The sequence below is a fragment of the Mycobacterium nebraskense genome (assembly GCF_002102255.1).
Lineage (GTDB): Bacteria > Actinomycetota > Actinomycetes > Mycobacteriales > Mycobacteriaceae > Mycobacterium > Mycobacterium nebraskense.
This window is the reverse complement of the sequence record NZ_LQPH01000171.1, coordinates 43,837-67,318: the sequence shown is the minus strand read 5'-3', so window position 1 is coordinate 67,318 and position 23,482 is coordinate 43,837. Positions and strand designations below refer to the sequence as shown.

Here is a 23,482-nt window from a genome sequence, read left to right as displayed (position 1 = left end):
GGGTGAACGAAGGTTGCCGAAAGGCACACCCGCGGGGTTCTGAGCGCTAATCTTGAGCTCGCCAAATCTACTTCGCGGAGGGTTGAGCGCCAGCAAATGCCTGAAGAGCCACGGCCCGAGAGTGTCGCACCGGTACCGAGCGGCATCGCCGCGGAGCTGGCGGCCGCGGGGTTCGAAGACGCGCGCCAAGTAGCCCGTGGCGGGGCAGGGGTCATCTACTGCTGCTACGAGACCGCCCTCGGGCGAAACGTTGCGGTGAAGGTGCTGCCGTCGCACATCGACGACGACAGCCGGGAACGGTTCCTTCGCGAGGGCTACGCGATGGGTGGGCTTTCCGGGCATCCGAACATCGTCAACATCCTGCGGGTCGGCGTCACCGCGAGCGGCAAGCCATACATCGTGATGCCGTACCACTCGGCGGATTCGCTGGCGGTCCGGCTGCGCCGGGAGGGGCCGGTGCCCTGGCCCGAGACGTTGCACATCGGCGTAAAGCTTTGCGGCGCACTCGAAACCGCGCACCGAACCGGTACCTTGCACCGCGACATCAAGCCGGCGAACATACTGCTGAACGACTACGGCGAGCCGCAACTGAGTGACTTCGGAATCGCCCACATCGAAGGCGGGTACGAGACGGCGACCGGGTTCTTCTCCGGCACTATCGATTACACCGCGCCCGAGGTGATGACGGGCAATCCGGCCACGGTCGCCTCCGACATGTATTCACTGGGCGCCACGCTCTACGCACTCATCGCGGGCAACGCCGCGCACGAGCGCCAAAAGGGCGAGGACCTGATCGCGCAGTATTTGCGGATCAGTACCACCGGGATCCCGGACATGCGTCCCGACGGCATCCCGGACGCGGTGTGCTCGGCGATCGAGAAGGCGATGTCGATCGACCCGGCCGACCGGCCCGCCTCGGCCGAGGAGTTCGGCCGCGACCTGCAGGCCGCCCAGCGGCTCAACGGCCTCAAACCGGACGCAATGGCGATCACCGGACGCCCCTCTGGCGTGGCGGCGGATGTCCCGTATGCAGCGCCGGTCCCCCCTGGGGGGTACAGCGAGGTGGCGCGGCCGTCGGCCCTGAACACGTCGAGCATGCCCGCGCCACCGCGTGGGCCGACCGGGCACAACGACCCGACCTCCGCGATCGGCGCGCCGATCGATCGCCGACACGAGCTGGAGACCGCGGCATTGCCGCAATCCGGACCAGCTGGGTTAGCGGAGGCCGCCAGCTTGCTGCGGGGCGGGCACGGGTCGGCTACGCAACCGAAGGTGCGGCCGCCCAAAGCTGCCGCGCCGTCAGGCCGAAACGGCGGCGCCCAGGGCCCGCCGCGCGGTCCCAGGGCGCGGGCGGCCGCGTGGTTCGCGGAGCCCGGGAAAAAGCGGAACCGCGTCGCGTTGTCGGCCGGCGCGATCGCCGCTGCTCTGCTGTTGGTGGTCGGCGGTGTCTATTTCGCGCTTTCGCCCGACAACAACGCCGGTTCGAAAGGCGCTTCCACCAAGCCGACCGCGCAGCCGCCCATGCAGTGGAAGCCGATCACCAACGCGCGCATTTCGCGGGACGCGGCGGCCACCACGCAGGCCGACGGCACGATCTGGATCTTCGGCGGGATCCGCAGCGACGGCGCCCTCACCGGATTGCAGGAGGGCTATGACCCCGTCATCGACAGCTGGAAGGTCGGCGACGACCTGCCGGTCCCGGTCTCGCACGCGATGGCGGTCACCTGGCAGGGAAACCCCGTCGTACTCGGCGGCTGGAAATCCGAAGGTGGCAAAAACGTTGCGACCGACCAGGTTTGGCGGGTCATCAACAGCCGCTGGGTCGAGCTTCCGCACCTGCTGCAGCCCCGGGCCGCCGCCGCGGCGGCTGTGGTGGGCGACCGCCTGATCGTCACGGGCGGTGTCGACGCGGCCGGCGCGCTGCTGAACACCACCGAGGTGTTCGACGGCAACGCCTGGACCCTCGGCGCGCCCATCCCGACCCCGCGCCAGATGCTGGCCGCGGCCTCGGACGGAAAACAGGTCTACACCGTGGGCGGCACCAACGGCAGCGCAGACCTGGCGGCGGTCGAGGCGTACGACCCGGCCGCTAAGGCCTGGACGTCGTTGCCCGCGCTGCCCCAGCCGCGCAGCGACCTCGGCGTGGCGATCGTCGACGGGCGCCTGGTCGCCGTCGGGGGCATGTCCGCGGGGCAACTCCTCAGGAGCGTCTCCGCGTTCGACCTGATGACAAAGACATGGTCTGGGTTGCCCGACATGACGACCCCGCGGCATGGCATGGCCGTCGACGCGGTCGAGAAGTCCGTGTACGCGATCGGCGGGTCGACCGCCGTCGGCGACGGCCAGCTCACCTCGTCGGCCGAAGCGCTGAAACTGCCGGCCCGCAGGATCCAGCCGGCGGCGCAGTGGCGGTCGCTTCCGGACGCGCCGACCGCTCGGCTGATGACGGCCTGGGCCGTCCAGGGCGACAAGATCTGGATCGTGGGCGGCCTGCGGAACGGCACCCCGCTGCAGACCGTCGAGAGCTATGACCCGCACACCGGCGCCTGGCAGACCGGGCCGCCACTACCCATCCCGCTGCACCACGCCGCGGCGACGACCTACCGCGGCGAGGTGGTGGTGCTCGGCGGTGCGAGCGATCAACTCGCCGACGCATCCGACAAGGTGTTCGCACTGCGTGGCGGCAATTGGGTTGAGCTGCCGCATCTCACGCACGCGCGCGCGGCGCCTGCCGCGGCGGTGGTGGGTGACAAACTCGTCGCGGTGGGCGGCCAGAACGCCAAACATATCGTTCCGCAGACCGAGGTGTTCGACGGCAGTTCGTGGAAGGACGCCGCCGACATGCCGACCCCGCGCGAACATCTGGCCGCGGTGTCGGACGGCACCTACGTGTACGCGATCGGCGGTCGATTCCTTTCCGCCGACAAGAACTCCTCGGCGAATGAACGGTTCGATCCTCAATCGGGCACCTGGACGAAGCTGGTGGGCATGCCGACCCCGCGCGGGAGTTACGGTGCGACCTACATCGACGGCCGCATCGTGGTGGTCGGCGGCGAGGAACCGACGATGGTGCTGAACGTCGTCGAGATGTACGACATCGCCGACGCGAAGTGGAGCACCTTGCCCCCGATGCCCACCGCGCGCCACGCCGAGGTAGTGGCGACGGTGGGGAACACCGTCTACTGCATCGGCGGCGCGAACCGGCCGACCCACGAGGGCCCGATCGCGACCGTGGAGGCGCTGGACTTCATGTAGTGACGGTCAGCATGGTTGTCGACTGGCTGTACGGCGCCAAGCGGTGGATGTATCGCGGTGGGCGACCGGGCTTTCCGGCCAGAGTGATGAATCGGCTATCCGCACTGCAGTATTCGGCCAGCGTACTGTCCCCGACGCGGGCGATGACCCTCGAGGTGCTTGGACGGCGCTCCGGCCGAGTGGTCTGTGTCCCCGTTGTTGTGGTGGATTACGACGGCGAGCGCTACCTGGTGTCGATGCTTGGCAACGACGTGAACTGGGTGCGAAATGTTCGCGCTGCCGACGGGCGGGCCGTCATGCGACGCAGGCACGCCGAACAGGTGCACCTGCTTGAGGTTGCCATCGATGGCCGCGCACCCATCTTGCGGCGCTACGTCGCCGTCGCGCCCGGAGCGCGCCCACACATCCCGCTCACCAGCAACGCACCATTGGCGGAATTCGAGCGCATCGCTGCGCGCTACCCCGTCTTCCGGATCACGCCGGAGGATCCGTCTTGTCCGCAACAGCACGGGCACGCCGGTAGGCACTGAGGAACAGCACCGCAAGACTCAACTGCAAGGCAAGGACGGGCGCCATATAGACGGCGCGTACGAGCCCGCTGCCTATCGCATAACCACCCGCAGCCGCGAGTCCCACGAGCACCGGGCACGCCGTGAGCAGCAGTATCCCCCGCCGGTCGAAGCCGTGATTGCAGTCCGTTGTTTTACTTGCGCCAAATACGGGGATCCCACTACGAGCCAGTGCCCAGTACCAGCCGGAAACCGATCTGACGGGAGCCGATGATGAATAGCAGCGTTATCTGGATCGTGATCGCCGCCGCGGCAATCTTGTTGATTGTCGTCTTCCTCGTCGCGTTCAGCAGCATGCGGCGCCGTCGACGGCAGCGGCAAGCCGAGCAGATTCGCGAACAAGCGAGCCTGGCCACGGCCAAAGTCGAGCGGCGCGAAGCACTTGCGCAAGAAACGGCCGCCAAGGCTCGCGCCGCACAGGCCGAGGCCGAGGTCAAGGCGGCCGAAGCCGCACGGCTGCAAGAGCGGGCGGCGGAGCACCAAAACGAAGCCGCGACATCGCGCGAGCAGCTCCACGAGCAATGGAACCGTGCTGACAGCCTTGACCCCCGGGCGGGAAAGCAAGCGGCCGATCCCGAGGCCGTGGAGGCCGGCAACCGCCACGACACCGGATCAGATCGGTCGACCACCGGCTGAATGGGGCCACTGGGCTACCCGCTGGCTCGCCCCCTCAACGAGCCATCGGGTAGCCCATTTCCACCCAGCCGGGCGCACAGACCGCTTGCATGGAAGCGTCGGCGCGGAATATCAAGTCGGGGAACGCAACAGCGAATCGTCGGCAAGCGGGCGATGCCCGAACTCGCACAAGCGTTTAAAGCCAGGTGTCCTGGGTGGTGGCGGTGAGGAACGCCTCCAGGTCGTCGCGCCACTGCGCCGGCGTGGTCTTGTCCGGTTCTATCCCGGTGTACTCCCCGCGATAGAACAGCAGCGGCCGCGGCTTGATCTTGGGTGCCTCCGACAACGATTGGACCGCGCCGAACACCACGAAGTGGTCGCCACCGTCGTGCACGGACGCCACTGTGCAGTCGATGTGGGCGAGCGACCCGTCGATGATCGGCGACCCGAGTTCTGAGGCGTGCCAGTCGATCCCGGCGAACTTGTCGGGCTCCTTCGACCCGAACCGCGCGGATACGTGCTTTTGCTTCTCGGTCAGCACGTTGACGCAGAACCGGCCGCTGGCCTCGATGGCCTGCCAGGACCGCGACACCTTGGTGGGGCAGAACAGCACCAACGGCGGGTCCAGCGACAGCGCGGCGAAGGACTGGCAGGCGAAGCCGACCGGAACCTCGTCGTGCACCGTGGTGATGATCGTGATGCCGGTGCAGAACTGGCCCAGCACCTGCCGGAAGGACCGCGGATCGATCGGCGCCGACATGACTACCCGCGGGCGCCGACCGTGAAGTCGTGGCCCCAGAGACTGACCGCGGTGCTTTCCCGGGCGACCCAGTCGCCATCCTCGACTTGCCGTCCCTCACAACCGAATTCAACGTCGAACCCGCCGGGTGTCTTCATGTAGAAGGACAGCATCAGGTCGTTGACGTGCCGGCCGAGCGTGGCGGACATGGGCACCTTGCGGCGCAACGCCCGGTCCAGGCACAGGCCAACGTCGTCGGAGTTCTCGACCTCCATCATCAGGTGCACGATGCCGCTGGGCGTCGGCAGCGGCAGGAAAGCCAGGCTGTGGTGACGCGGGTTGCAGCCGAAGAACCGCAGCCACGCGGGAGCCCCGTCGGCGGGCCGGCCGACCATCTGCGGCGGCATCCGCATGGAGTCGCGCAGCTTGAAGCCGAGTACATCCCGGTAGAAGTGCAAGGCCTGGTCGTCGTCGCGGGTGGACAACACCACGTGCCCCAGACCCTGCTCACCGGTGACGAACTTGTGCCCGTACGGGCTGACCACGCGGCGGTGTTCCAGCGCGACCCCGTGGAAGACCTCCAGGCAGTTGCCGGACGGGTCGGAGAACCGGATCATCTCGACGACCCGGCGATCCGCCAGCTCTGCGGCGGTGGCCTCCTTGTACGGCACGCCCTCGACGTCGAGCCGATTCCGGATCTCTTGCAGCCCTTCGGCATTGGCGCATTCCCAGCCAGCCTCCATCAGATGGTCGCGCTCACCCGGCACGATCACCAGCCGGGCGGGGAAATCGTCCATCCGCAGGTACAGCGCCCCCTCGGTGCTGCCGCTGCCCTCGACCATGCCGAGCACCTTCAGGCCGTATTCACGCCAGGCCGCCATGTCGGTGGCCTCGATGCGTAGATAGCCCAGCGAACGGATGCTCATCACGCACCTCCAAGGAAATCAACGGTCAACTTGTTGAACTCGTCGAACTTCTCCACCTGCGCCCAGTGCCCACATTGCCCGAAAACGTGGAGTTGCGCACGCGGGATGGTCTTCAGCGCAACGAGCGCGCCGTCCAGCGGGTTGACCCGGTCCTCGCGACCCCAGATCAACAGCACGGGCTGACGCAGCCGGTGCACCTCGCGCCACATCATGCCGAGCTCGAAATCGGCCCCCGCGAACGACATTCCCATCGCCCGGGTCGCCGTCAGCGATTCCGGCGTGCTGGCCAGCGCGAACCGCTCGTCGATCAGCTCGGACGTGATCAGCTTCTGGTCGTAGACCATCACCCGCAGGAACGCCTCGAGGTTTTCCCGGGTGGGTTCGACGGAGAACTTCCCCAGCCGCTTGACGCCTTCGGTCGGATCGGGGGCGAACAGGTTGATACTCAGCCCGCCGGGCCCCATCAACACCAGTCGGCCGGCGCGATCGGGATAGTCGAGGGCGAACCGGACCGCGGTGCCCCCGCCCAGCGAATTGCCCACCAGCGGAACGCGTCCCAACCCGAGCTCGTGGAAGAGCCCCTTGAGCGCCCGCGCGGCGTAGTGGTTGAACTGCCCGTGTTCGGCGCGCTTGTCGGAAAGGCCGTAGCCCGGCTGATCGACTGCCAGCACATGAAAACGTTGCGCCAGCACCGGGATGTTGCGCGCAAAGTTCGTCCAGCTCGCCGCCCCGGGACCGCCGCCGTGCAGCAGCACCACGGTCTGGTCGTTGCCGACCCCGGCCTCGTGGTAGTGCAGCTTGAGCGGTCCGTCGACATCGACTTCGGCGAAGCGGGAGGTGGACTCGAACGTCAACTCTTCGGTAGCCGTCATGGCCCTAGACCATGGTGTCGCCCGGCGGCAACCCGAACTCGTTGTTTCCGAAGATCTGGTAAGCCCGCTCGGGATCATTGGCCGCGTGCACCCGGCCGGCGTGCGCGTCGCGCCAGAACCGTTGCACCGGTTGGTCGTTGGCCAGGGCGGTGGCGCCGGAAGCCTCGAACAGCCGGTCGATGGAGGCGATCGCGCGGCCGGTCGCCCGGACCTGGTCGCGGCGGGCGCGGGCGCGCAGCTCGAACGGGATCTCCTTGCCGGCGGACAACAACGCGTATTCGTCGGCGACGTTGCCGCTCAACTGGCGCCACGCCGCGTCGATGTCGCTGGCCGCCTCGGCGATGCGCACCTTGGCGAACGGGTCGTCCTTGGCCTTCTCCCCGGCGAAGGCCGCGCGCACCCGCTTGCCCTGGTGCTCCACGTGCGCGTCGTACGCGCCGTAGGCCATGCCGACAATCGGCGCGGAGATGGTGGTGGGATGCATTGTGCCCCAAGGCATCTTGTAGACCGGGGCGGTGTTCGTCTGGTACCCGCCGGCGGTGCCGTCGTTCATCGCCTTGTAGGAGAGGAACCGGTGCCGGGGCACGAAAACGTCCTTGACGACCACGGTGTTGCTGCCGGTGCCGCGCAAGCCGACGACATGCCACACGTCGTCGATGCGGTACTCGCTGCGCGGGATCAAGAAGCTGCCGAAGTCGACCGGACGACCGTCTTTGATCACCGGACCGCCGAGGAAGGCCCACGTGGCGTGGTCACATCCCGACGACCAGTTCCACGAACCGTTGACCAGATATCCGCCGTCGGTCACCACGCCCGCGCCCATCGGCGCGTACGACGACGAGACCCGCACGTTCCGGTCCTCGCCCCAGACTTCCTCCTGGGCCTGCTGGTCGAACAACGCCAGATGCCAGTTGTGCACGCCGATGATGGAGCTCACCCAGCCGGTGGAACCGCACGCGCTGGCCAGCCGCCGCACCGCCTCGTAGAACAGGGCGGGGTCGCATTGCAGCCCACCCCACTGCTCGGGCTGCAGCAGGGTAAAGAAACCGATGTCCTGCAGATCCTGAACGGTCTCGTCGGGCAGCCGCCGCAAATCCTCCGTCGCCTGCGCGCGCTCGCGAATCCGCGGCAGCAGATCATCGATGCCAGCCAAAACCGACTGCGCGTCACGTTGTTGAATGGACGTCACTAGGTTTGCCTCCTGGGCCAGACTTACTCAGCGGACTTACACCAGAGACTAGAACACGTTCCGATTTGTGTCGAGCAGGGTATTCCTGCGGCTGGTAGCGATACGAATCCACTTTTCTGTAACATGTTCTAGTTGTAACGAGAGGGAGGATGGGGTCTTGGCCGAGGCCAATCTCGACGAGCCACTCGGTGACCACGTCCTTGAACTGCAGATCGCCGAGGTCGTCGCCGAAACGGACGACGCGCGGTCGCTGGTGTTCGCGGTGCCCGACGAGCCGGGCGACCCCGGCATCCCGCCCGAACGGCTGCGCTACGCGCCGGGCCAGTTCTTGACGCTGCGCGTTCCCAGCGAGCGCACCGGCTCGGTCGCCCGCTGCTACTCGCTGTGCAGCTCGCCGTTCACCGACGACGCGCTGACCGTCACGGTCAAGCGGACCGCGGACGGATACGCGTCGAACTGGCTGTGTGAGCACGCGCGGGCGGGCATGCGGATCCACGTGCTGGCCCCGTCGGGCAACTTCGTGCCGAAAACGCTCGACGACGATTTCCTGCTGATGGCCGCCGGTAGCGGGATCACCCCGATCATGTCGATCACCAAGTCGGCGCTCGCCGAGGGCAGCGGTCAGGTGACGCTGCTGTATGCCAATCGCGATGACAGGTCGGTGATCTTCTCCGACGCGCTGCGCGAGCTGTCGGCCAAGTATCCCGACCGGCTCACGGTGGTGCACTGGCTGGAATCGCTGCAGGGGATGCCGAGCGTGACCGCGCTGGCGAAACTCGCCGCCCCCTATACCGAACGGCCGGTGTACATCTGCGGGCCCGGCCCCTTCATGGACGCCGCCGGCGAGGCGCTGGAATCGCTGAAAGTGCCTGCGCCGCAAGTGCATATCGAGGTGTTCAAGTCGCTGGACTCCGACCCGTTCGCGGCGGTGAAGATCGACGACACCGCCCCCGGCGACCAGCCGCCGGCCACCGCGGTGGTGCAGCTGGACGGTGAAACCCACACCGTGTCGTGGCCGCGCAACGCCAAATTGCTCGACGTCCTGCTGGCGAAGGGCCTCGACGCGCCGTTCTCCTGCCGCGAGGGTCACTGCGGGGCGTGCGCGTGCACCTTGCGCAGCGGCAAGGTGAGCATGGAGGTCAACGACGTGCTCGAGCAGCAAGATCTCGACGACGGCCTCATTCTGGCCTGTCAATCTCACCCGGAATCTGATTCGGTAGAAGTCACCTACGACGAGTAGTCGCGGGGTTAGGTTCGCCCTTAGCGTTGGCGAACCGAAAGGGGAGCAGCATGAAGCGACTGATAACCGGGTTTGCCGTCGTCGGAACGGCGTTGACGTTCCTGCCCGCACCGGTCGCCGGCGCGGCCAGCAACACCGCGACCACGTTGTTCCCGCTGGACGGGCCCAACCAGCTGGAGACGCGCACCATCCTGAATTGCTTCAAGTCCGACGGCCACTGCGACTTCACCGCGGGCGCGGACATGCTGACGCCCGACGGCGTGACCGGCTTCCCGCCCGGCCTGTGGGCCCGCCAGACCACCGAGATCCGGTCGTCGAACCGGCTGGCCTACCTGGACGCGCACGCCAACGGCCAATACGAGCGGGTGATGAAGTCCATGGGTTCCGACGAAATCACCTCCGTCTACTTCGGTGAGGGCCCGCCGGACAAGTACCAGACGACCGGTCGCATCGACTCCACCGATTGGCAGACGGGCCAACCCAAGACCGACAACAACGTCATCGTCTGCACCCACATCCAGGTGGTCTACCCCGGGGTCAACATCACCTCGCCGAGCACCTGCGCCCAGACCACGTTCTCCTGAGCTGCCCGGTCGCCGAGATTGCGCCCACGGTTGCGATTTCATGCAATCCACGACCGTGCAGGCAATCTCGCCGGATTCCCAGAGGCATCGGTGTCAACGACGCACTTCGGACCAGATGTGTGACACCGAGTCAGCGGCCACACGTCTGGCTCTGCATGGCCGAAAAGCCTTGCGGCGCTAGCGCGGCAGCCCGAGGAGCCGCTCGGCGGCCACGGTGAGCAGGATCTGCTCGGTACCACCGGCGATGGTGAGGCAGCGGGTGTTCAGGAAGTCGAACACCGCGTGGTTGCGGACCAGGCCGCCGCCCTCGGCGACGTCCATCATGAACTCGGCCAGTGCCTGCCGGTAGCGCACCCCGATGAGCTTGCGGACGCTGGACTGCGCCCCCGGGTCCTGCCCGCCCACGGCGAGCTGCGCGATCCGCTGGTCCAGCAGCGCGCCGGTTTGGGCGATGACGATCAACCGGCCGAGCCGATCCTGCTGCGCGGCATCGAGGTCGAGCTCCGCGACCACCTTGAGCAGCTCCTCCATCGGGTTACCCAGCGCGGTGCCGGTGGCCATCGCGACCCGCTCGTTGGCCAGCGTGGTGCGGGCCAGCCGCCAGCCGTCGTTCACCGCGCCGACCACCATTTCGTCGGGGACGAACACGTTGTCCAGGAAGACCTCGTTGAACAGTGAGTCGCCGGTGATCTCCCGCAGCGGGCGGATCTCGATGCCCGGCGACTTCATGTCCACCAGGAAGTAGGTGATGCCCTTGTGCTTCGGCGCGTCGGGATCGGTACGCGCCAGGCACACGCCCCACCGCGCCTTGTGCGCCGCCGACGTCCAGACCTTCTGCCCGGTGAGCAGCCAGCCGCCGTCACCACGCACGGCCTTGGTGCGCAGCGACGCCAGGTCGGAGCCGGCTCCCGGCTCGGAAAACAGTTGACACCAGAGGAATTCACCACGCAGGGTGCCCGGCACAAAGCGCTCGATCTGCTCCGGCGTGCCGTGCTCGAGGATGGTCGGCGCCGCCCACCAGCCGATCACCAGGTCGGGACGAGCCACACCGGCCGCCGCCAGCTCCTGATCGATCAGCAGCTGTTCGGCGGGTGACGCGCCGCGCCCGTGCGGCACCGGCCAGTGCGGTGCCTGCAGCCCGGCCTCCGCGAGTGCAGCCTGCCGCTTCTCCTCGGGCAGCGCGGCGATCTCGGCGACGGCCGCGGCGATCTCCGCACGCTGGCCCTCGACGTCGGTGAGGTCGATCCCCAAGCGCCGCCGCACACCGCCCTGGGTCAGTGCGGTGACCCGGCGCAACCAGCGCTCGGCGCCGCCGAGAAACCGGCCGATGGCGTGCGCCCGGCGCAGGTACAGGTGCGCGTCGTGCTCCCAGGTGCAGCCGATGCCGCCGAGCACCTGGATGCAGTCCTTGACGTTGGCCTTCGCGGCGGCGATGCAGATGCTGGCGGCCAGGGCGGCCGCGATGGAGAACTGGTCCGGATCGGAATCCGCTGCGGCGCGGGCGGCGTCGGCGGCGCCCACCTCGGCCTGCTCGGCGCGGCACAGCATCTCCGCGCACAGGTGCTTGACGGCCTGGAAGCTGCCGATCGGCTTGCCGAACTGCTCGCGGACCTTGGCGTAATCGACGGCGGTGACCAGCGCCCACCGGGTCACGCCGGCCGCCTCGGCCGCCAGCACGGTGGCCGCCAGTTCCTCGACCCGCTCCGGGGACGCGATGACGGTGGCCGGCGCGGACGTCAGCACCACCCGGGCCAACGGCCGGGAAAAGTCGGTGGCTTCCAGCGGCTCGATCTGCACGCCATCGCTCTCGGTGTCGACCAGCAGCCACTTCCCGTCGGCCGGCAGCAACAGGACGCCGCCGTCGGCGGCTCCCAACACCAACGGCAGGGCGCCCGACGCGCGCGAGGTTTCGCTGTCGAACTGGGCGTCACCTTCCAGCGCCAGCCCGGCGAAACGTTGGCCGGCGGCCAGTGCTGCCAACAATTCAGGGTCGGTGACGACGAGCGTCGCCAGCGCCGTGGTCGCCACCGGCCCGGGCACCAACGCCTTGGCCGCTTCCTCGACCATCGCGCACAGGTCCTCGACACTGCCGCCGGCCCCGCCGTGCTCCTCCGGGATTGCGACGCCGAAGATGCCCAGCTCTGCCAGGCGGGCGAACACCGGGCGCCACGCGTCCGCGTCACCCTGCTCGACCTCGCGGATCGCCGTCGTCCCGCCGGGCCCCGCAGCCGAATTGCGGGCCCAGTCGCGCACCAGCGCACGTGCGGCGAACTGCTCGTCTGTGACGGTCGCTACCACCCTCGGGACCTCCGCGTCCTTCGACTCGACGTGACGTGGGGCCTACGACCCCTAGCTCTCGATTCTCCTGCTTGCCTCGGGTCGCTGCGCAACCCGCCTCGTCGCAGACTAGAACGTGTTCTAATAGTGCCAGCGATCGACCGTCAAGTCGAACGCCATCACAGCAGCACACGCGGCTGTCCCGGCGGTACGGAGGTGGGAAATTCACACTCAGCATGCGTATCGTTTGCAAGCGAGCCGCCAGGAACAGGAGCAACCCTTCACATGCCAGCCAGCGCCAACTCGAGGGCCAACGCGAGCCGCGCTTCCGACTCGCAGCCGCGCGAGGTGGTGAACGTGGCGGTATTGGCAGAGTCCGAACTGGGCTCGGAGGCCCAGCGGGAACGCCGCAAGCGGATCCTGGATGCCACCATGGCCATCGCGTCCAAGGGTGGGTATGAAGCGGTGCAGATGCGTGCCGTGGCGGACCGCGCCGACGTGGCGGTGGGCACGCTGTACCGGTATTTCCCCTCGAAGGTGCACCTGCTGGTGTCGGCCCTGGGCCGGGAGTTCGGCCGCATCGACGCCAAGACCGACCGCTCGTCGGTCGCCGGGGGTACGCCGTTTCAGCGGCTGAACTTCATGGTCGGCAAGCTCAACCGCGCGATGCAGCGCAATCCCCTGCTCACCGAGGCCATGACGCGTGCCTACGTCTTCGCCGACGCGTCCGCGGCCAGCGAGGTCGACCAGGTCGAGAAACTCATCGATTCCATGTTCGCCCGGGCGATGGCCGACGGCGAACCGACCGAGGACCAGTACCACATCGCCCGGGTGATCTCCGACGTGTGGCTGTCCAACCTGCTCGCGTGGCTCACCCGGCGAGCCTCGGCGACCGACGTGAGCAAGCGGTTGGACCTGGCAGTGCGGTTGTTGATCGGGGATCAGAACGGCGGCTAGCGGCGATCGCAAGCGCGGCTCAGCCGGGGCGAAGCGGGTCGCCGCCATCAGGAATAGCGGCGATCGCAAGCGCGGCTCAGCCGGGCGAAGCGGGTCGCCGCAGACGGCTAAGCGGGCGGACCGGCCGTGCGGCCCCGGATCAGCTCGGTGTCCAAGACCTCGGCGACCGGCAGGCCCGACCGCGGCGGACTCAACAGCAGCTCACCCGCCCGGCGGCCCTTCTGCAGGCTCGGCTGCGACACCGTGGTCAACCCCCGGCCGATCGCGTCGGGCACGCCGTCGAAACCGGTGACGGTCATTTGCCCGGGAACGTAAATGCCATGTGCGCGAAGGTAATCCATGGCGGACAGGGCCAATATGTCCGCCGTGCACATCAGCGCGGTGATCCGCGGATTGGCCTCCAGCGCCGACTTGGCGGCGGTTCCACCGGAGTCCGGCAGGTGCTCGTAGCTCTCCACGACGGTCAGTGCGTCGGGGTCGACGCCGGCGGCCGTCATCGCCTCCCAGACCCCGATGATGCGTTCGCGCTGCACGTCGAAGGCCGGCGACCGTAACCGGTCGGCGTCCACCAGCCCTTGACGGCGTTCCCGGCCCAGCCGCATGGTGAGCAGCCCGATCTCGCGATGTCCCAGCCCGACCACGTAGTCCGCCAGCTCACGCATCGCCGCCCGGTCGTCGATACCCACCCGGGACACACCGGAGAGTCCCTTCGGCTGGTCGACGACCACGACCGGCAGCCGGCGCTGCAACACGACCTGTAGGTACGGGTCCTCTTCGCAGACCGAATACACCACGAAGCCGTCCACACCGGCGCCGAGCACCGCGCCCGTCCCGTCCTCCATGCTGCGGCCGGGCCCGACGGCAACCAGCAGCAGTCCCTGCCCCAGTTCTTCGCAGGACTGCGCGACTCCGGCGACGAAATCCCGCGCCGCCGGGTCGCTGAAGAAGTAGGTCAGCGGCTCGGCCATCACCAGACCGACCGCGCCGGCCTTGCGGGTGCGCAGCGACCGCGCCACCGGGTCCGGACCCGGGTAACCCAGCCGCTTGGCCGTCGCGAGCACGCGTTCACGTAGGTCGGCGGAGAGCTGATCCGGCCGGTTGAAGGCGTTCGAGATTGTGGTGCGGGAAACCTTCAGTTCGTCCGCCAACGATGCCAGCGTCGCACGCCGGCGCGGTGCGGGACTCACGTTCGGTGACGCTACAGCGAATCGGCATGCGCGCCTACGCGGCTTCCACTGGTCACTTTGTAATGGAAACGATTTTCATTAGTATTGTGTGTCGGCCGACCGGCCGGCGAGAGGACATGGACGTGCGCATGGCGCTGACGCGGGGACTAATCGCAGTGACCAGCGCGCTGCGTTGGCTGCCGGCCGTGCTGGTCCTGCTGGCCGCCGGCACCGCGCCCACCGGCTGCGGCAGCCCGGCGCATCCGGGTGCGGCCACCGTCGTGGCCTCCACCGGTGTATGGGGCAGCGTGGCGAGCGCCATCACCGGCCGACACATAGCTGTTAATTCCATCCTGACCGGGGGCGATATCGACCCGCACTCCTACCAAGCCAGCCCCTCGGACGCCGCTGCCATCACCGACGCCACCCTGGTCGTATACAACGGCGGCGGTTATGACCCGTGGGTGGAGCAGGTGCTGGCCGGGCATCCCGGCGTGAAGTCGATCGGCGCCTACTCGTTCCTGAAGAGGGCCACCGCGGGAAAGCAGCCGGCCAACGAGCACGTCTTCTATGACCTCGACGTCGCCAAATCGGTCGCGTTCGCCATCGCCGACCGCGTGGCCGCCATCGACCCGGCCCACGCCGCCGACTACCGCGCCAACGCCGCCGAGTTCTGCCGCGGCGCCGACGCGATCGCCATCTCCGAACACGCCATCGCCAGCGCCTACCGCGGCACCGGGGTCATCGCGACCGAACCCGTCGGGTACTACCTGCTGGCGGCATCCGGCCTGGTCAATCGCACTCCGCCCGCCTTCGCCGCGGCCAACGAGAACGAAACGGATCCCTCGCCGGCCGACATGGCGTTCGTCCTCGACCTGATCGACCACCGTCAGGTGTCGGCGTTACTGGTCAACCCGCAGACGTCCACCGCCGCGATCAACGGCGTGCGGGACGCCGCCCAGCGCGCGGGCGTACCGGTGACCGAAATGAGCGAGACCCTGCCCGACGGCATGGATTACCTGACCTGGCAGCACAACACGGTCAACCAGCTGCTGGCCGCGCTCCAGTCCCGCCGGTCAGTACAGCCGTGAGCCTCGACGCGGTCCCGGCCGTCGACCGCTACCCGGATACCGTCTCGCTGCGCGGTGCCCGGCTGGCGTTCGGCGACCGCGTGCTGTGGGACCACCTGGACCTGTCGGTGTCGCGCGGCGAATTCATCGCCGTCCTCGGCCCCAACGGCAGCGGCAAGACGTCGCTGCTCAAGGTGCTGCTGGGGCAGCTGTCGCTGTCCGCCGGTGTCGCGCTGGTGGACGGCAAGCCGATGAACTCGGGCAGCGGACGCGTCGGCTACGTGCCCCAACACCGACCGATGGACCCCGACGTGATGCTTCGGGGACGCGACCTGGTTCGGCTGGGCGTCGACGGACATCGCTGGGGCGGCATGCCACTGCGATCCGCCGACCGGGACCGCCGGCGCGCGGCCGTGGCCGAGGCGCTGCGACAGGTCAATGCCGAACACCTGGCGGACGTCCGGGTGGGCGTGATGTCGGGCGGCGAGTTGCAGCGGATGCGCATCGCGCAGGCGCTGGTCAGCGATCCGATGCTGCTGCTGTGCGACGAGCCGCTGCTGGCCCTGGACCCGGCGAACGCGAAGCTGGTGTCCGCGCTGATCGACCGCCGCCGCCGGGATGCGGCGACCACCGTCATCGTCGTCACCCACGACGTCAACGCGATCCTGCCGTACGTGGACCGGCTGGTTTACCTGGTCGACGGGCGATTCCGGATCGGCAGCGTCGAAGAGGTGATGACCACGGAGACACTGTCCATGCTGTATCGGGCCGACATCCAGGTGGTGAAGGTCAAGGACCGCTACGTGGTGGTGGGCGAGCCGACCGACTGGGCCCACCCGTGAACCACCGGCTCACCGACGTCCTGGCCCACCTGCTCGACTTCGATATCACCGCCCACCTGCTCGGCCACGACTTCGTCCAGCAAGCGCTGCTCGCGGCCGCGCTGCTGGGACTGGTGGCCGGGCTGATCGGGCCGTTCATCGTGATGCGTCAGATGTCGTTCGCCGTGCACGGTTCCAGCGAATTGTCTTTGACCGGAGCGGCTTTCGCGCTGCTGGTCGGCGCCGAGGTGGGGGTGGGCGCGCTGGTCGGCAGCGCTTTGGCGGCCGCGCTGTTCGGCGTTCTGGGCCGGCGGGCCCGTGAACGCGATTCGGTCATCGGCGTGGTGCTGGCATTCGGGCTGGGCCTGGCGGTGTTGTTCATCTACCTCTACCCGGGCCGGACCGCGACCAGCTTCGCGTTGCTCACCGGACAGATCGTCGGCGTCGGCTACACCGGGCTGACCATGCTGGCCCTGGTGTGCCTGCTCGTCATCGCCGTCATCGCGACGTGCTACCGCCCGCTGCTGTTCGCCACCGTCGATCCCGACGTCGCCGCCGCCCGCGGCGTACCCGTTCGCGCGCTGGGCATCGTGTTCGCCGCCCTGGTCGGTGTGGTGGCCGCTCAGGCCGTGCAGATCGTCGGCGCCCTGCTGGTGATGTCGCTGCTGATCACGCCGGCGGCCGCGGCCGCCCGAGTGGTGGCCTCCCCGGCGGCGGCGATGGTGGCCTCGGTCGTCTTCGCCGAGATATCCGCTGTCGGCGGCATCATGCTGTCGCTGGCACCCGGTGTCCCGGTGTCGGTCTTCGTCGCGGGGATTTCGTTCCTGATCTATCTGTTCTGCTGGCTGCTGGGGCGGCACCGCGAGGCCGCCACCTAAGGTGCCCCATAAGCTGGGTGGGTGGCCGGTATCGACCTCAACGCCGACCTGGGCGAGGGCTTCGGCGTCTGGCGCCTCGCTGATGACGACGCCATGCTGCGGATCGTCACCAGCGCCAACGTGGCGTGCGGATTCCATGCCGGGGATCCCGCCGGCCTGTTGCAGGTCTGCCGGTCGGCCGCCGGGCGCGGCGTCCGCATCGGGGCGCAGGTGGGCTATCGAGACCTGGCCGGGTTCGGCAGGCGCTTCATCGACGTTTCCGCCGAAGACCTCGCCGCCGATCTGGTGTATCAGATCGGCGCGCTGCAGGCGATCGCGCGCGCATCGGGTTCCGCGGTGTCCTACGTCAAACCCCATGGCGCGCTGTACAACGCGATCGTGACCCACCGCGATCAGGCGGCCGCGGTCGCGGAGGCGGTGCGGATGGTGGATCCGACGCTGCCGGTGCTTGGCATGGCGGGCTCGGCGTTTTTCGACGAGGCCGCGCGCCGTGGCCTGCGCACGGTGGCCGAGGCCTTCGCCGACCGCGCCTACCTGGCGGACGGCCAGTTGGTGTCCCGCAGCGAAGCCGGCGCGGTGCTGCAAGACCCGGCGGAGATCGCCGACCGCGTGGTGAGCACGGTGACCTCCGGCCGGGTCACCGCCATCGACGGCACGCAGATCGAGGTCAGCGTGGAATCGGTTTGCGTGCACGGTGATTCGCCCGGCGCGGTCCAGATAGCGACCGCCGTGCGCGACCGGCTCAAGGCCGCCGGCTTCGAGATCGGGGCGTTCAGCTGATGCGGCTGAAACTCGGTCGGCCCGACATCGCACGGTACGCGGATCGGTTCGACGCGCCGGCCGCCGAACCCAGGTCCCTATCGGTGACGTGGATGGGCGTGGCCACGCTGCTCATCGACGACGGGTTGTCGGCGCTGCTGACCGACGGCTACTTCTCCCGGCCGGGCCTGGCGCGGGTGGCCGCCGGCAAGGTGGCCCCGTCCCCAGCGCGCGTGGACGGCTGCCTGGCCCGGGCCAAGGTGTCCCGGCTGGAGGCCGTCGTACCGGTGCACACCCACATCGACCACGTGCTGGATTCCGCGCTGGTCGCCGACCGCACCGGCGCACGACTGGTCGGCGGACGGTCGGCGGCCAACGTCGGGCGCGGATTCGGGCTGCCCGAGGACCGTCTCGTGGTCGCCTCCAGCGGCGAACCAATCGCGTTGGGCGCCTACGACGTGACGCTCGTGGAGTCCCACCACTGCGAGCCGGACCGGTTCCCCGGCACGATCGACGCGCCGCTGACCCCGCCGGTCAAGGCGTCCGCCTACCGCTGCGGGGAGGCCTGGTCGACGCTGGTGCACCACCGGCCGTCGGGCGGGCGGTTGCTGATCCAGGGCAGCGCCGGTTTCGTCAGGGGCGCACTGGCCGGCCACCGCGCCCATGCCGTCTATCTGTCCGTGGGACAGCTGGGGCTGCAGCCGAGGTCATATGTGATCGACTACTGGACCGAGACCGTGCGCGCCGTGGGGGCGCGCCGGGTGATCCTCATTCACTGGGACGACTTCTTCCGGCCGCTGTCGAAACCACTGCGGGCCCTGCCCTACGCGGGCGACGACCTGGACGTGTCGATCCGCATCCTCGACGAGCTGGCCGCACAGGACGGTGTCGCGCTGCACCTGCCGACGGTGTGGCGGCGCGAGAACCCATGGGCCTGACGCGATTATCGAACATTGACCCTGACCCTTGCGCTGGTGCTGCTCGCTGCCGTCCTGGCCTTCGCAGTCGTGCGCCCGAGGGGTTGGCCGGAGGCGGTGGCGGCGGTTCCCGCGGCCCTCGTCCTGATCGCCGCCGGCGCTATATCGGTGCATCAGGCCGTCGAGGAAGTGGCCGGGCTTTCGGGAGTGGTCGGGTTCCTGGGCGCGGTGCTGGTGCTGGCCAAGCTGTGCGACGACGAGGGCCTGTTTGAGGCGGCGGGTGCGGCGATCACCCGCGGGCGCGTCGGGTCGGGCGGCCTGCTGCGGCGGGTGTTCGTTGTCGCCGCCTTGGTCACCGCCGTGCTAAGCCTCGACACCGCGGTGGTGTTGCTCACTCCGGTGGTGCTGGCCGCCGTCCGCCGGTTGCGAACGCCGGTGCGGCCGTACGCCTATGCCACCGCGCACCTGGCCAACGGCGCCTCCCTGCTGCTGCCGGTGTCGAACCTGACCAACCTGCTGGCGTTTCACGCCGCCAACCTTTCGTTCACTCGGTTCACCCTGTTGATGGCGTTGCCGTGGGTGGGCGTGGTGGTCACTCTGTACGCGGTGTTTCGCGGGTTTTTCGCCGCCGACCTGCGCGTGCAGCCCCACCCGGAGCAACCCGGGCCGGCGCCACGGCCCCCGATGTTCGTCTTGGTGGTCGTCGGGTTGACGCTGGCCGGATTCGCGGTGGCCCAGTCCATCGGGGTGGCCCCGGCCTGGGTGGCGCTCGCCGGCGCCGCGGTGCTGGCCGCGCGCAGCCTGAGCCGTCGGCACACCTCGGTGGCCGACATCGCGCGCTCGGCGCACATGTCGTTCCTGGTATTCGTGCTTGCGCTGGGCGTCGTCGTGCGGGCCGTCATGCTCAACGGCATGGACAGGGCGATGTCGGCGGTGCTGCCAACCGGATCGACACTGCCCGCACTGCTCGCCATCGCCGCGATGGCCGCCGTACTTGCCAACGTCGTGAACAACCTGCCCGCCACCCTGGTGCTGCTGCCACTGGTCGCTCCGAGCGGACCGGTCGCCATCCTGGCCGTCTTGCTCGGGGTCAACATCGGACCGAACCTGACCTACGTCGGTTCGCTGTCGAACCTGTTGTGGCGCCGCGTGCTTCGCCGACACGATGTCGACGCCGGCGTCGGGGAGTACACCCGCCTCGGGCTGTGCACCGTGCCTGCCTCGCTGGTGGTCGCGGTCCTCGCGCTGTGGGCGTCAGTGCGGCTGGTCGGCGCCTAACCGCGGTGGTAGGCCGGCGGCAGCGGCATCCCGAGTTCGGCCATCACGCTGCGCAACAGGGTCGGGTAGTCGGTGATAAGTCCGTCGACCCCATCGGCGATCTGTTCGCGCATGGTGGCCTCATCATCGACCGTCCACGGGATTACCTTGAGCCCCAACGCATGCGCACGATCGACATACGGTTTGCCGGCGACCAGCTGGTAGCTGGGCGAGACGATGTCTGCGCCTACCAGCTTCGCCCCGATCATCGGGTCGCCTGCAAAAGCCGGGTCGGCGGCGTTCTCACCGGCCAGCCATGGCGAATCAGGGACCCAGGTGTCCTCGTTGTACAACGCCACCAACGGAATTGACGGCTCGTCCCGGTGAACCAACGGAAGGGTCCGCCAGTCGAAGCTCTCGATCTCCACGCGGCTGACCTTGCCGGCCGATCTGACCGCGGCCAGTATCACGTCGACGAACTGTTGTGGATCGGCCGAAGTGCCGGGCCGGTCGGCCGCCACTTTCGTTTCGATGTTGTAGCGCACGGCGGCACGGTAGGAATCGGCGAGCGCAAACACCTCCGGCAGGATGGCTATCTTGTTGCCCCGCACCACTTCGGCATCGGGAAACTCGGGCAGACGCCGTCCACAGTCGAGCGTACGGATCTGCGACAGGGTGAGCTCATGCACCAACTTGCCGACGTAGGGATACTGCGGATCGCTAGCGAACGCGGGTCGGGTGTCGGCGCATTTGTCGGCGTCGATCGCCGGATCGTGCCACACCAGCGGTTGCCCGTCTCTGGTGATGTTGATGTCGAGTTCGAGTGTGCTGACGCCCAATTCGAGTGATTTGGCAAAGGCCCGCAATGACTCCTCGGTGGTCTCCCCACGTCCGCCCCGATGGGCCTGCAGGTCGAATTCGGGGGCCTGGGCGTCCGCCAAGGGCGGTGCCGAGACGATGACGGCGGCCAGCACGGCACCGAGGCGCGCGGGCCAGCGGCGCACCGGAGCTAAACCCTGCGCTGGCGGGCGATTTCGGCGAGCACCACCCCGGCGGCCACCGAGGCGTTCAGCGATTCGGCGTGCCCGGCCATCGGGATGGACACCACCTCATCGCAGTTCTGCCGCACCAGTCGCGACAGCCCTTTGCCTTCCGACCCGACGACCACCACCAGCGGGTCGGCGCCGTCCATGTCGTCGACCACGGTGTCGCCGTCGGCGTCCAGACCGATCACCCGGATTCCACGGTCGGCCCAATCCTTAAGCGTCCTGGTGAGATTGGTGGCCCTGGCCACCGGGATGCGGGCCGCGGCCCCGGCGCTGGTGCGCCAGGCCACCGCCGTCACCGACGCCGAACGCCGCTGCGGGATCAGCACACCGTGACCGCCGAACGCCGAGACCGAACGCACGATCGCGCCCAGGTTGCGGGGATCGGAGATGTTGTCCAACGCGACCAGCAGCGCGGGCGGCGAATTGATCGCGGCCGCCAACAAGTCGTCGGGGTGGGCATAGCTGTACGGCGGCACCTGCAGCGCGATGCCCTGATGCAGGCGGTTGCTGGTCATCCGGTCCAGGTCGGGACGCGGCACCTCGAGGATCGAGATGCCCGAATCCGCCGCGCGGGCAACGCATTCGGTGACCCGCTCGTCGGCGTCCGTGCCCAGGGCCAGGTAGAGCGCGGTCGCCGGGACTCCGGCGCGCAGGCACTCCAGCACCGGGTTGCGGCCGAGCACCGTTTCCGTCTCGTCGGTGGGCCGCTTGGTAGGCGGCCGCCGCGACTGGGACTGGGCGCGCTTGGCGGCGGGATGGCTGGGACGCAGGTGCGCAGGCGGCGTGGGACCGCGCCCCTCCAGCGCGCGGCGACGCTGGCCGCCCGAGCCCACGGTGGCCCCCTTCTTGGTGCCCGCTTTGCGTATCGCCCCTCGCCGCCGCGAGTTGCCGGCCATCTACTCGGTGCGCTTTTCTTCGCGGGCCAACAGCTCCCACTGCGGCCCGTCGGCGGTGTCGGTGACCTCGATGCCGGCAATCTTCAGCCGATCCCGGATCTCGTCGGCGAGCGCCCAATTGCGTTGCTCGCGCGCTTTTTCCCGGTTCTCCAATTCGGCCCGCACCAGCACATCGACGGCCGCCAGCGCGGCCGACGTCTCGTCGCGGGTTTCCCAGCGCTCGTCGAGCGGGTCGCAGCCCAGGATGCCCATCATCGCGCGGATCGCGCGGGCGTGCTGCAGCGCGCCCTCGTGGTCGCCGGTGTCGAGGGCCCGGTTGCCCTCGGCCCGGGCGTGGTGCACCTCGGCCAGCGCGGCCGGGACCGCCAAGTCGTCGTCGAGCGCCTCGGCGAACCGCGGGGTCCATTCGCCGGGCTCGACGGCACCGACGCGAACGCGGACGCGGTGCAGGAATTCCTCAACGCCCACATAGGCTTTCACCGCGTCCTGCAGCGCGGTGTCGGAGAATTCCAGCATCGAGCGGTAGTGGGCGCTGCCGAGGTAGTAGCGCAGCTCCGCCGGTCGCACCCGCTGCAACAACGCCGGGATGGCCAACACGTTGCCCAGCGACTTGCTCATCTTCTCGCCGCCCATGGTGACCCAGCCGTTGTGCAGCCAGTAGCGGGCGAATCCGTCGCCGGCGGCGCGGCTCTGCGCGATCTCGTTCTCGTGGTGCGGGAAGACCAAGTCCATCCCGCCGCAGTGGATGTCGAATTCCGGCCCCAGATAGGTGCGCGCCATCGCCGAGCATTCCAGGTGCCAGCCCGGGCGTCCGCGGCCCCACGGTGTGGGCCATGACGGCTCGCCGGGCTTGGCGGCCTTCCACAGCGTGAAGTCGCGCTGATCGCGCTTGCAGGTGGCCACACCTTCGCCCTGGTGGACGTCGTCGACCTTGTGGCCGGACAGCTGGCCGTACTGCGGGTAGCTGAGCACGTCGAAGTACACGTCGCCGCCCGCCGGGTATGCGTGACCGGTTTCGATCAGGCGTTCCATCAATTCGACCATCTGGGTGATGTGCCCGGTGGCGCGTGGCTCGGCCGACGGCGGCAAGACGTCCAGGGCGTCGTAGGCTGCGCTGAACGCGCGCTCGTAGGTGGCCGCCCACTCCCACCACGGCCGGTCGGCCGCGGCGGCCTTGTTGAGGATCTTGTCGTCGATGTCGGTGACGTTGCGGATGAACGCGACGTCGCAGCCGCGCGCCATCAGCCATCGGCGCAGGATGTCGAAGGCCACACCGCTGCGGACGTGGCCGATGTGCGGCAGGCCCTGAACCGTGGCCCCACACAGGTAGATGGAGACGTGGCCTTCGCGGAGCGGAACGAAATCACGCACGGCACCGGCCGCCGTGTCGTGTAGCCGCAAGCGGGCGCGATCGGTCACGACGTGCCAGCTTACCGGGTGGTTCGG

Annotated in this window: 21 protein-coding genes; 12 read left to right on the top strand and 9 right to left on the bottom strand. The window is 68.7% G+C overall.

Annotated features, from left to right (window positions below):
- Window positions 1-96 precede the first annotated feature (96 nt).
- The 3 genes from AWC17_RS26440 to AWC17_RS26430 all read left to right on the top strand — a co-directional run bounded on the left by AWC17_RS26440 (window position 97) and on the right by AWC17_RS26430 (window position 4,460).
- Entirely contained in the window at window positions 97-3,255 is a 3,159-nt protein-coding gene (locus tag AWC17_RS26440; protein ID WP_047321933.1) for a serine/threonine-protein kinase, read from the top strand.
- Entirely contained in the window at window positions 3,255-3,785 is a 531-nt protein-coding gene (locus tag AWC17_RS26435; RefSeq protein ID WP_244193538.1) for a nitroreductase family deazaflavin-dependent oxidoreductase, read from the top strand. Before AWC17_RS26440 ends, AWC17_RS26435 begins: the two co-directional genes overlap by 1 nt.
- Before the next feature lie 276 nt (window positions 3,786-4,061).
- Entirely contained in the window at window positions 4,062-4,460 is a 399-nt protein-coding gene (locus tag AWC17_RS26430; protein WP_231588628.1) for a hypothetical protein, read from the top strand.
- Window positions 4,461-4,635: 175 nt separating this feature from the next.
- Here the strand turns inward: AWC17_RS26430 and hsaB are convergent, their stop codons facing one another.
- The 4 genes from hsaB to hsaA are packed head-to-tail and all read right to left on the bottom strand — an operon-like array spanning window position 4,636 to window position 8,165.
- Window positions 4,636-5,199 carry a 3-hydroxy-9,10-secoandrosta-1,3,5(10)-triene-9,17-dione monooxygenase reductase subunit gene (gene hsaB / locus AWC17_RS26425; RefSeq protein WP_046185352.1) on the bottom strand — a complete coding sequence of 188 codons (564 nt, stop codon included), beginning with the start codon at window positions 5,197-5,199 and terminating at the stop codon, window positions 4,636-4,638.
- A gap of 2 nt (window positions 5,200-5,201) precedes the next feature.
- Complete coding sequence (gene hsaC / locus AWC17_RS26420) at window positions 5,202-6,104, bottom strand: iron-dependent extradiol dioxygenase HsaC (RefSeq protein ID WP_046185353.1); 903 nt, start codon at window positions 6,102-6,104, stop codon at window positions 5,202-5,204.
- Entirely contained in the window at window positions 6,104-6,976 is an 873-nt protein-coding gene (hsaD, locus tag AWC17_RS26415) for a 4,5:9,10-diseco-3-hydroxy-5,9,17-trioxoandrosta-1(10),2-diene-4-oate hydrolase (RefSeq protein ID WP_046185354.1), read from the bottom strand. The genes hsaC and hsaD overlap by 1 nt, the downstream gene beginning before the upstream one ends.
- A gap of 4 nt (window positions 6,977-6,980) precedes the next feature.
- Window positions 6,981-8,165 carry a 3-hydroxy-9,10-secoandrosta-1,3,5(10)-triene-9,17-dione monooxygenase oxygenase subunit gene (gene hsaA, locus AWC17_RS26410; protein WP_046185355.1) on the bottom strand — a complete coding sequence of 395 codons (1,185 nt, stop codon included), beginning with the start codon at window positions 8,163-8,165 and terminating at the stop codon, window positions 6,981-6,983.
- 157 nt (window positions 8,166-8,322) lie between these two features.
- On the opposite strand from hsaA, the gene AWC17_RS26405 reads away from it, so the two are divergent.
- Entirely contained in the window at window positions 8,323-9,405 is a 1,083-nt protein-coding gene (locus AWC17_RS26405) for a ferredoxin--NADP reductase (RefSeq protein ID WP_085165450.1), read from the top strand.
- A gap of 50 nt (window positions 9,406-9,455) precedes the next feature.
- Window positions 9,456-9,989 (top strand): hypothetical protein, encoded by a 534-nt coding sequence (locus AWC17_RS26400; RefSeq protein ID WP_046185357.1) that lies wholly within the window; start codon window positions 9,456-9,458, stop codon window positions 9,987-9,989.
- Window positions 9,990-10,166: 177 nt separating this feature from the next.
- Here AWC17_RS26400 and AWC17_RS26395 read toward each other — a convergent pair whose 3' ends face one another.
- Window positions 10,167-12,287 carry an acyl-CoA dehydrogenase family protein gene (locus AWC17_RS26395; protein ID WP_085165448.1) on the bottom strand — a complete coding sequence of 707 codons (2,121 nt, stop codon included), beginning with the start codon at window positions 12,285-12,287 and terminating at the stop codon, window positions 10,167-10,169.
- A 336-nt stretch (window positions 12,288-12,623) separates the two neighbouring features.
- Between AWC17_RS26395 and kstR the strand changes: the two genes are divergently transcribed.
- Window positions 12,624-13,223 carry a cholesterol catabolism transcriptional regulator KstR gene (gene kstR, locus AWC17_RS26390; protein WP_046187226.1) on the top strand — a complete coding sequence of 200 codons (600 nt, stop codon included), beginning with the start codon at window positions 12,624-12,626 and terminating at the stop codon, window positions 13,221-13,223.
- A 107-nt stretch (window positions 13,224-13,330) separates the two neighbouring features.
- Here kstR and AWC17_RS26385 read toward each other — a convergent pair whose 3' ends face one another.
- Complete coding sequence (locus AWC17_RS26385) at window positions 13,331-14,410, bottom strand: Rv3575c family transcriptional regulator (protein ID WP_085165446.1); 1,080 nt, start codon at window positions 14,408-14,410, stop codon at window positions 13,331-13,333.
- Window positions 14,411-14,538: 128 nt separating this feature from the next.
- On the opposite strand from AWC17_RS26385, the gene AWC17_RS26380 reads away from it, so the two are divergent.
- Genes AWC17_RS26380 through AWC17_RS26355 form a run of 6 tightly spaced genes read left to right on the top strand, consistent with a single transcriptional unit; the run spans window position 14,539 to window position 20,112 of the window.
- Window positions 14,539-15,480, top strand: a complete 942-nt coding sequence (locus AWC17_RS26380) for a metal ABC transporter solute-binding protein, Zn/Mn family (RefSeq protein WP_085165500.1) — start codon at window positions 14,539-14,541, stop codon at window positions 15,478-15,480.
- Window positions 15,477-16,301: a metal ABC transporter ATP-binding protein gene (locus AWC17_RS26375; protein ID WP_046184381.1), complete on the top strand. Its 825-nt coding sequence runs from the start codon at window positions 15,477-15,479 to the stop codon at window positions 16,299-16,301. The genes AWC17_RS26380 and AWC17_RS26375 overlap by 4 nt, the downstream gene beginning before the upstream one ends.
- Window positions 16,298-17,158 carry a metal ABC transporter permease gene (locus tag AWC17_RS26370; protein WP_046184382.1) on the top strand — a complete coding sequence of 287 codons (861 nt, stop codon included), beginning with the start codon at window positions 16,298-16,300 and terminating at the stop codon, window positions 17,156-17,158. Before AWC17_RS26375 ends, AWC17_RS26370 begins: the two co-directional genes overlap by 4 nt.
- Before the next feature lie 21 nt (window positions 17,159-17,179).
- Window positions 17,180-17,938, top strand: coding sequence for a LamB/YcsF family protein (locus AWC17_RS26365; RefSeq protein ID WP_085165444.1), 759 nt, complete (start codon window positions 17,180-17,182; stop codon window positions 17,936-17,938).
- The gene (locus AWC17_RS26360) at window positions 17,938-18,855 is read left to right on the top strand and encodes an MBL fold metallo-hydrolase (protein ID WP_046184384.1); all 918 of its coding nucleotides are present in this window, start codon (window positions 17,938-17,940) and stop codon (window positions 18,853-18,855) included. The genes AWC17_RS26365 and AWC17_RS26360 overlap by 1 nt, the downstream gene beginning before the upstream one ends.
- Before the next feature lie 15 nt (window positions 18,856-18,870).
- Window positions 18,871-20,112, top strand: coding sequence for an SLC13 family permease (locus AWC17_RS26355; RefSeq protein WP_046184385.1), 1,242 nt, complete (start codon window positions 18,871-18,873; stop codon window positions 20,110-20,112).
- Here AWC17_RS26355 and AWC17_RS26350 read toward each other — a convergent pair.
- Genes AWC17_RS26350 through cysS form a run of 3 tightly spaced genes read right to left on the bottom strand, consistent with a single transcriptional unit; the run spans window position 20,109 to window position 23,455 of the window.
- On the bottom strand, window positions 20,109-21,095 hold the full coding sequence (locus AWC17_RS26350) for a glycerophosphodiester phosphodiesterase (protein ID WP_046184386.1): 987 nt from the start codon (window positions 21,093-21,095) through the stop codon (window positions 20,109-20,111). The two genes, AWC17_RS26355 and AWC17_RS26350, sit on opposite strands and share 4 nt — an antisense overlap.
- Window positions 21,096-21,100: 5 nt before the next feature.
- Window positions 21,101-22,036, bottom strand: coding sequence for a 23S rRNA (guanosine(2251)-2'-O)-methyltransferase RlmB (gene rlmB, locus AWC17_RS26345; RefSeq protein ID WP_046184387.1), 936 nt, complete (start codon window positions 22,034-22,036; stop codon window positions 21,101-21,103).
- Window positions 22,037-23,455: a cysteine--tRNA ligase gene (gene cysS, locus AWC17_RS26340; RefSeq protein WP_046184388.1), complete on the bottom strand. Its 1,419-nt coding sequence runs from the start codon at window positions 23,453-23,455 to the stop codon at window positions 22,037-22,039.
- Between the last annotated feature and the right edge of the window lie 27 nt (window positions 23,456-23,482).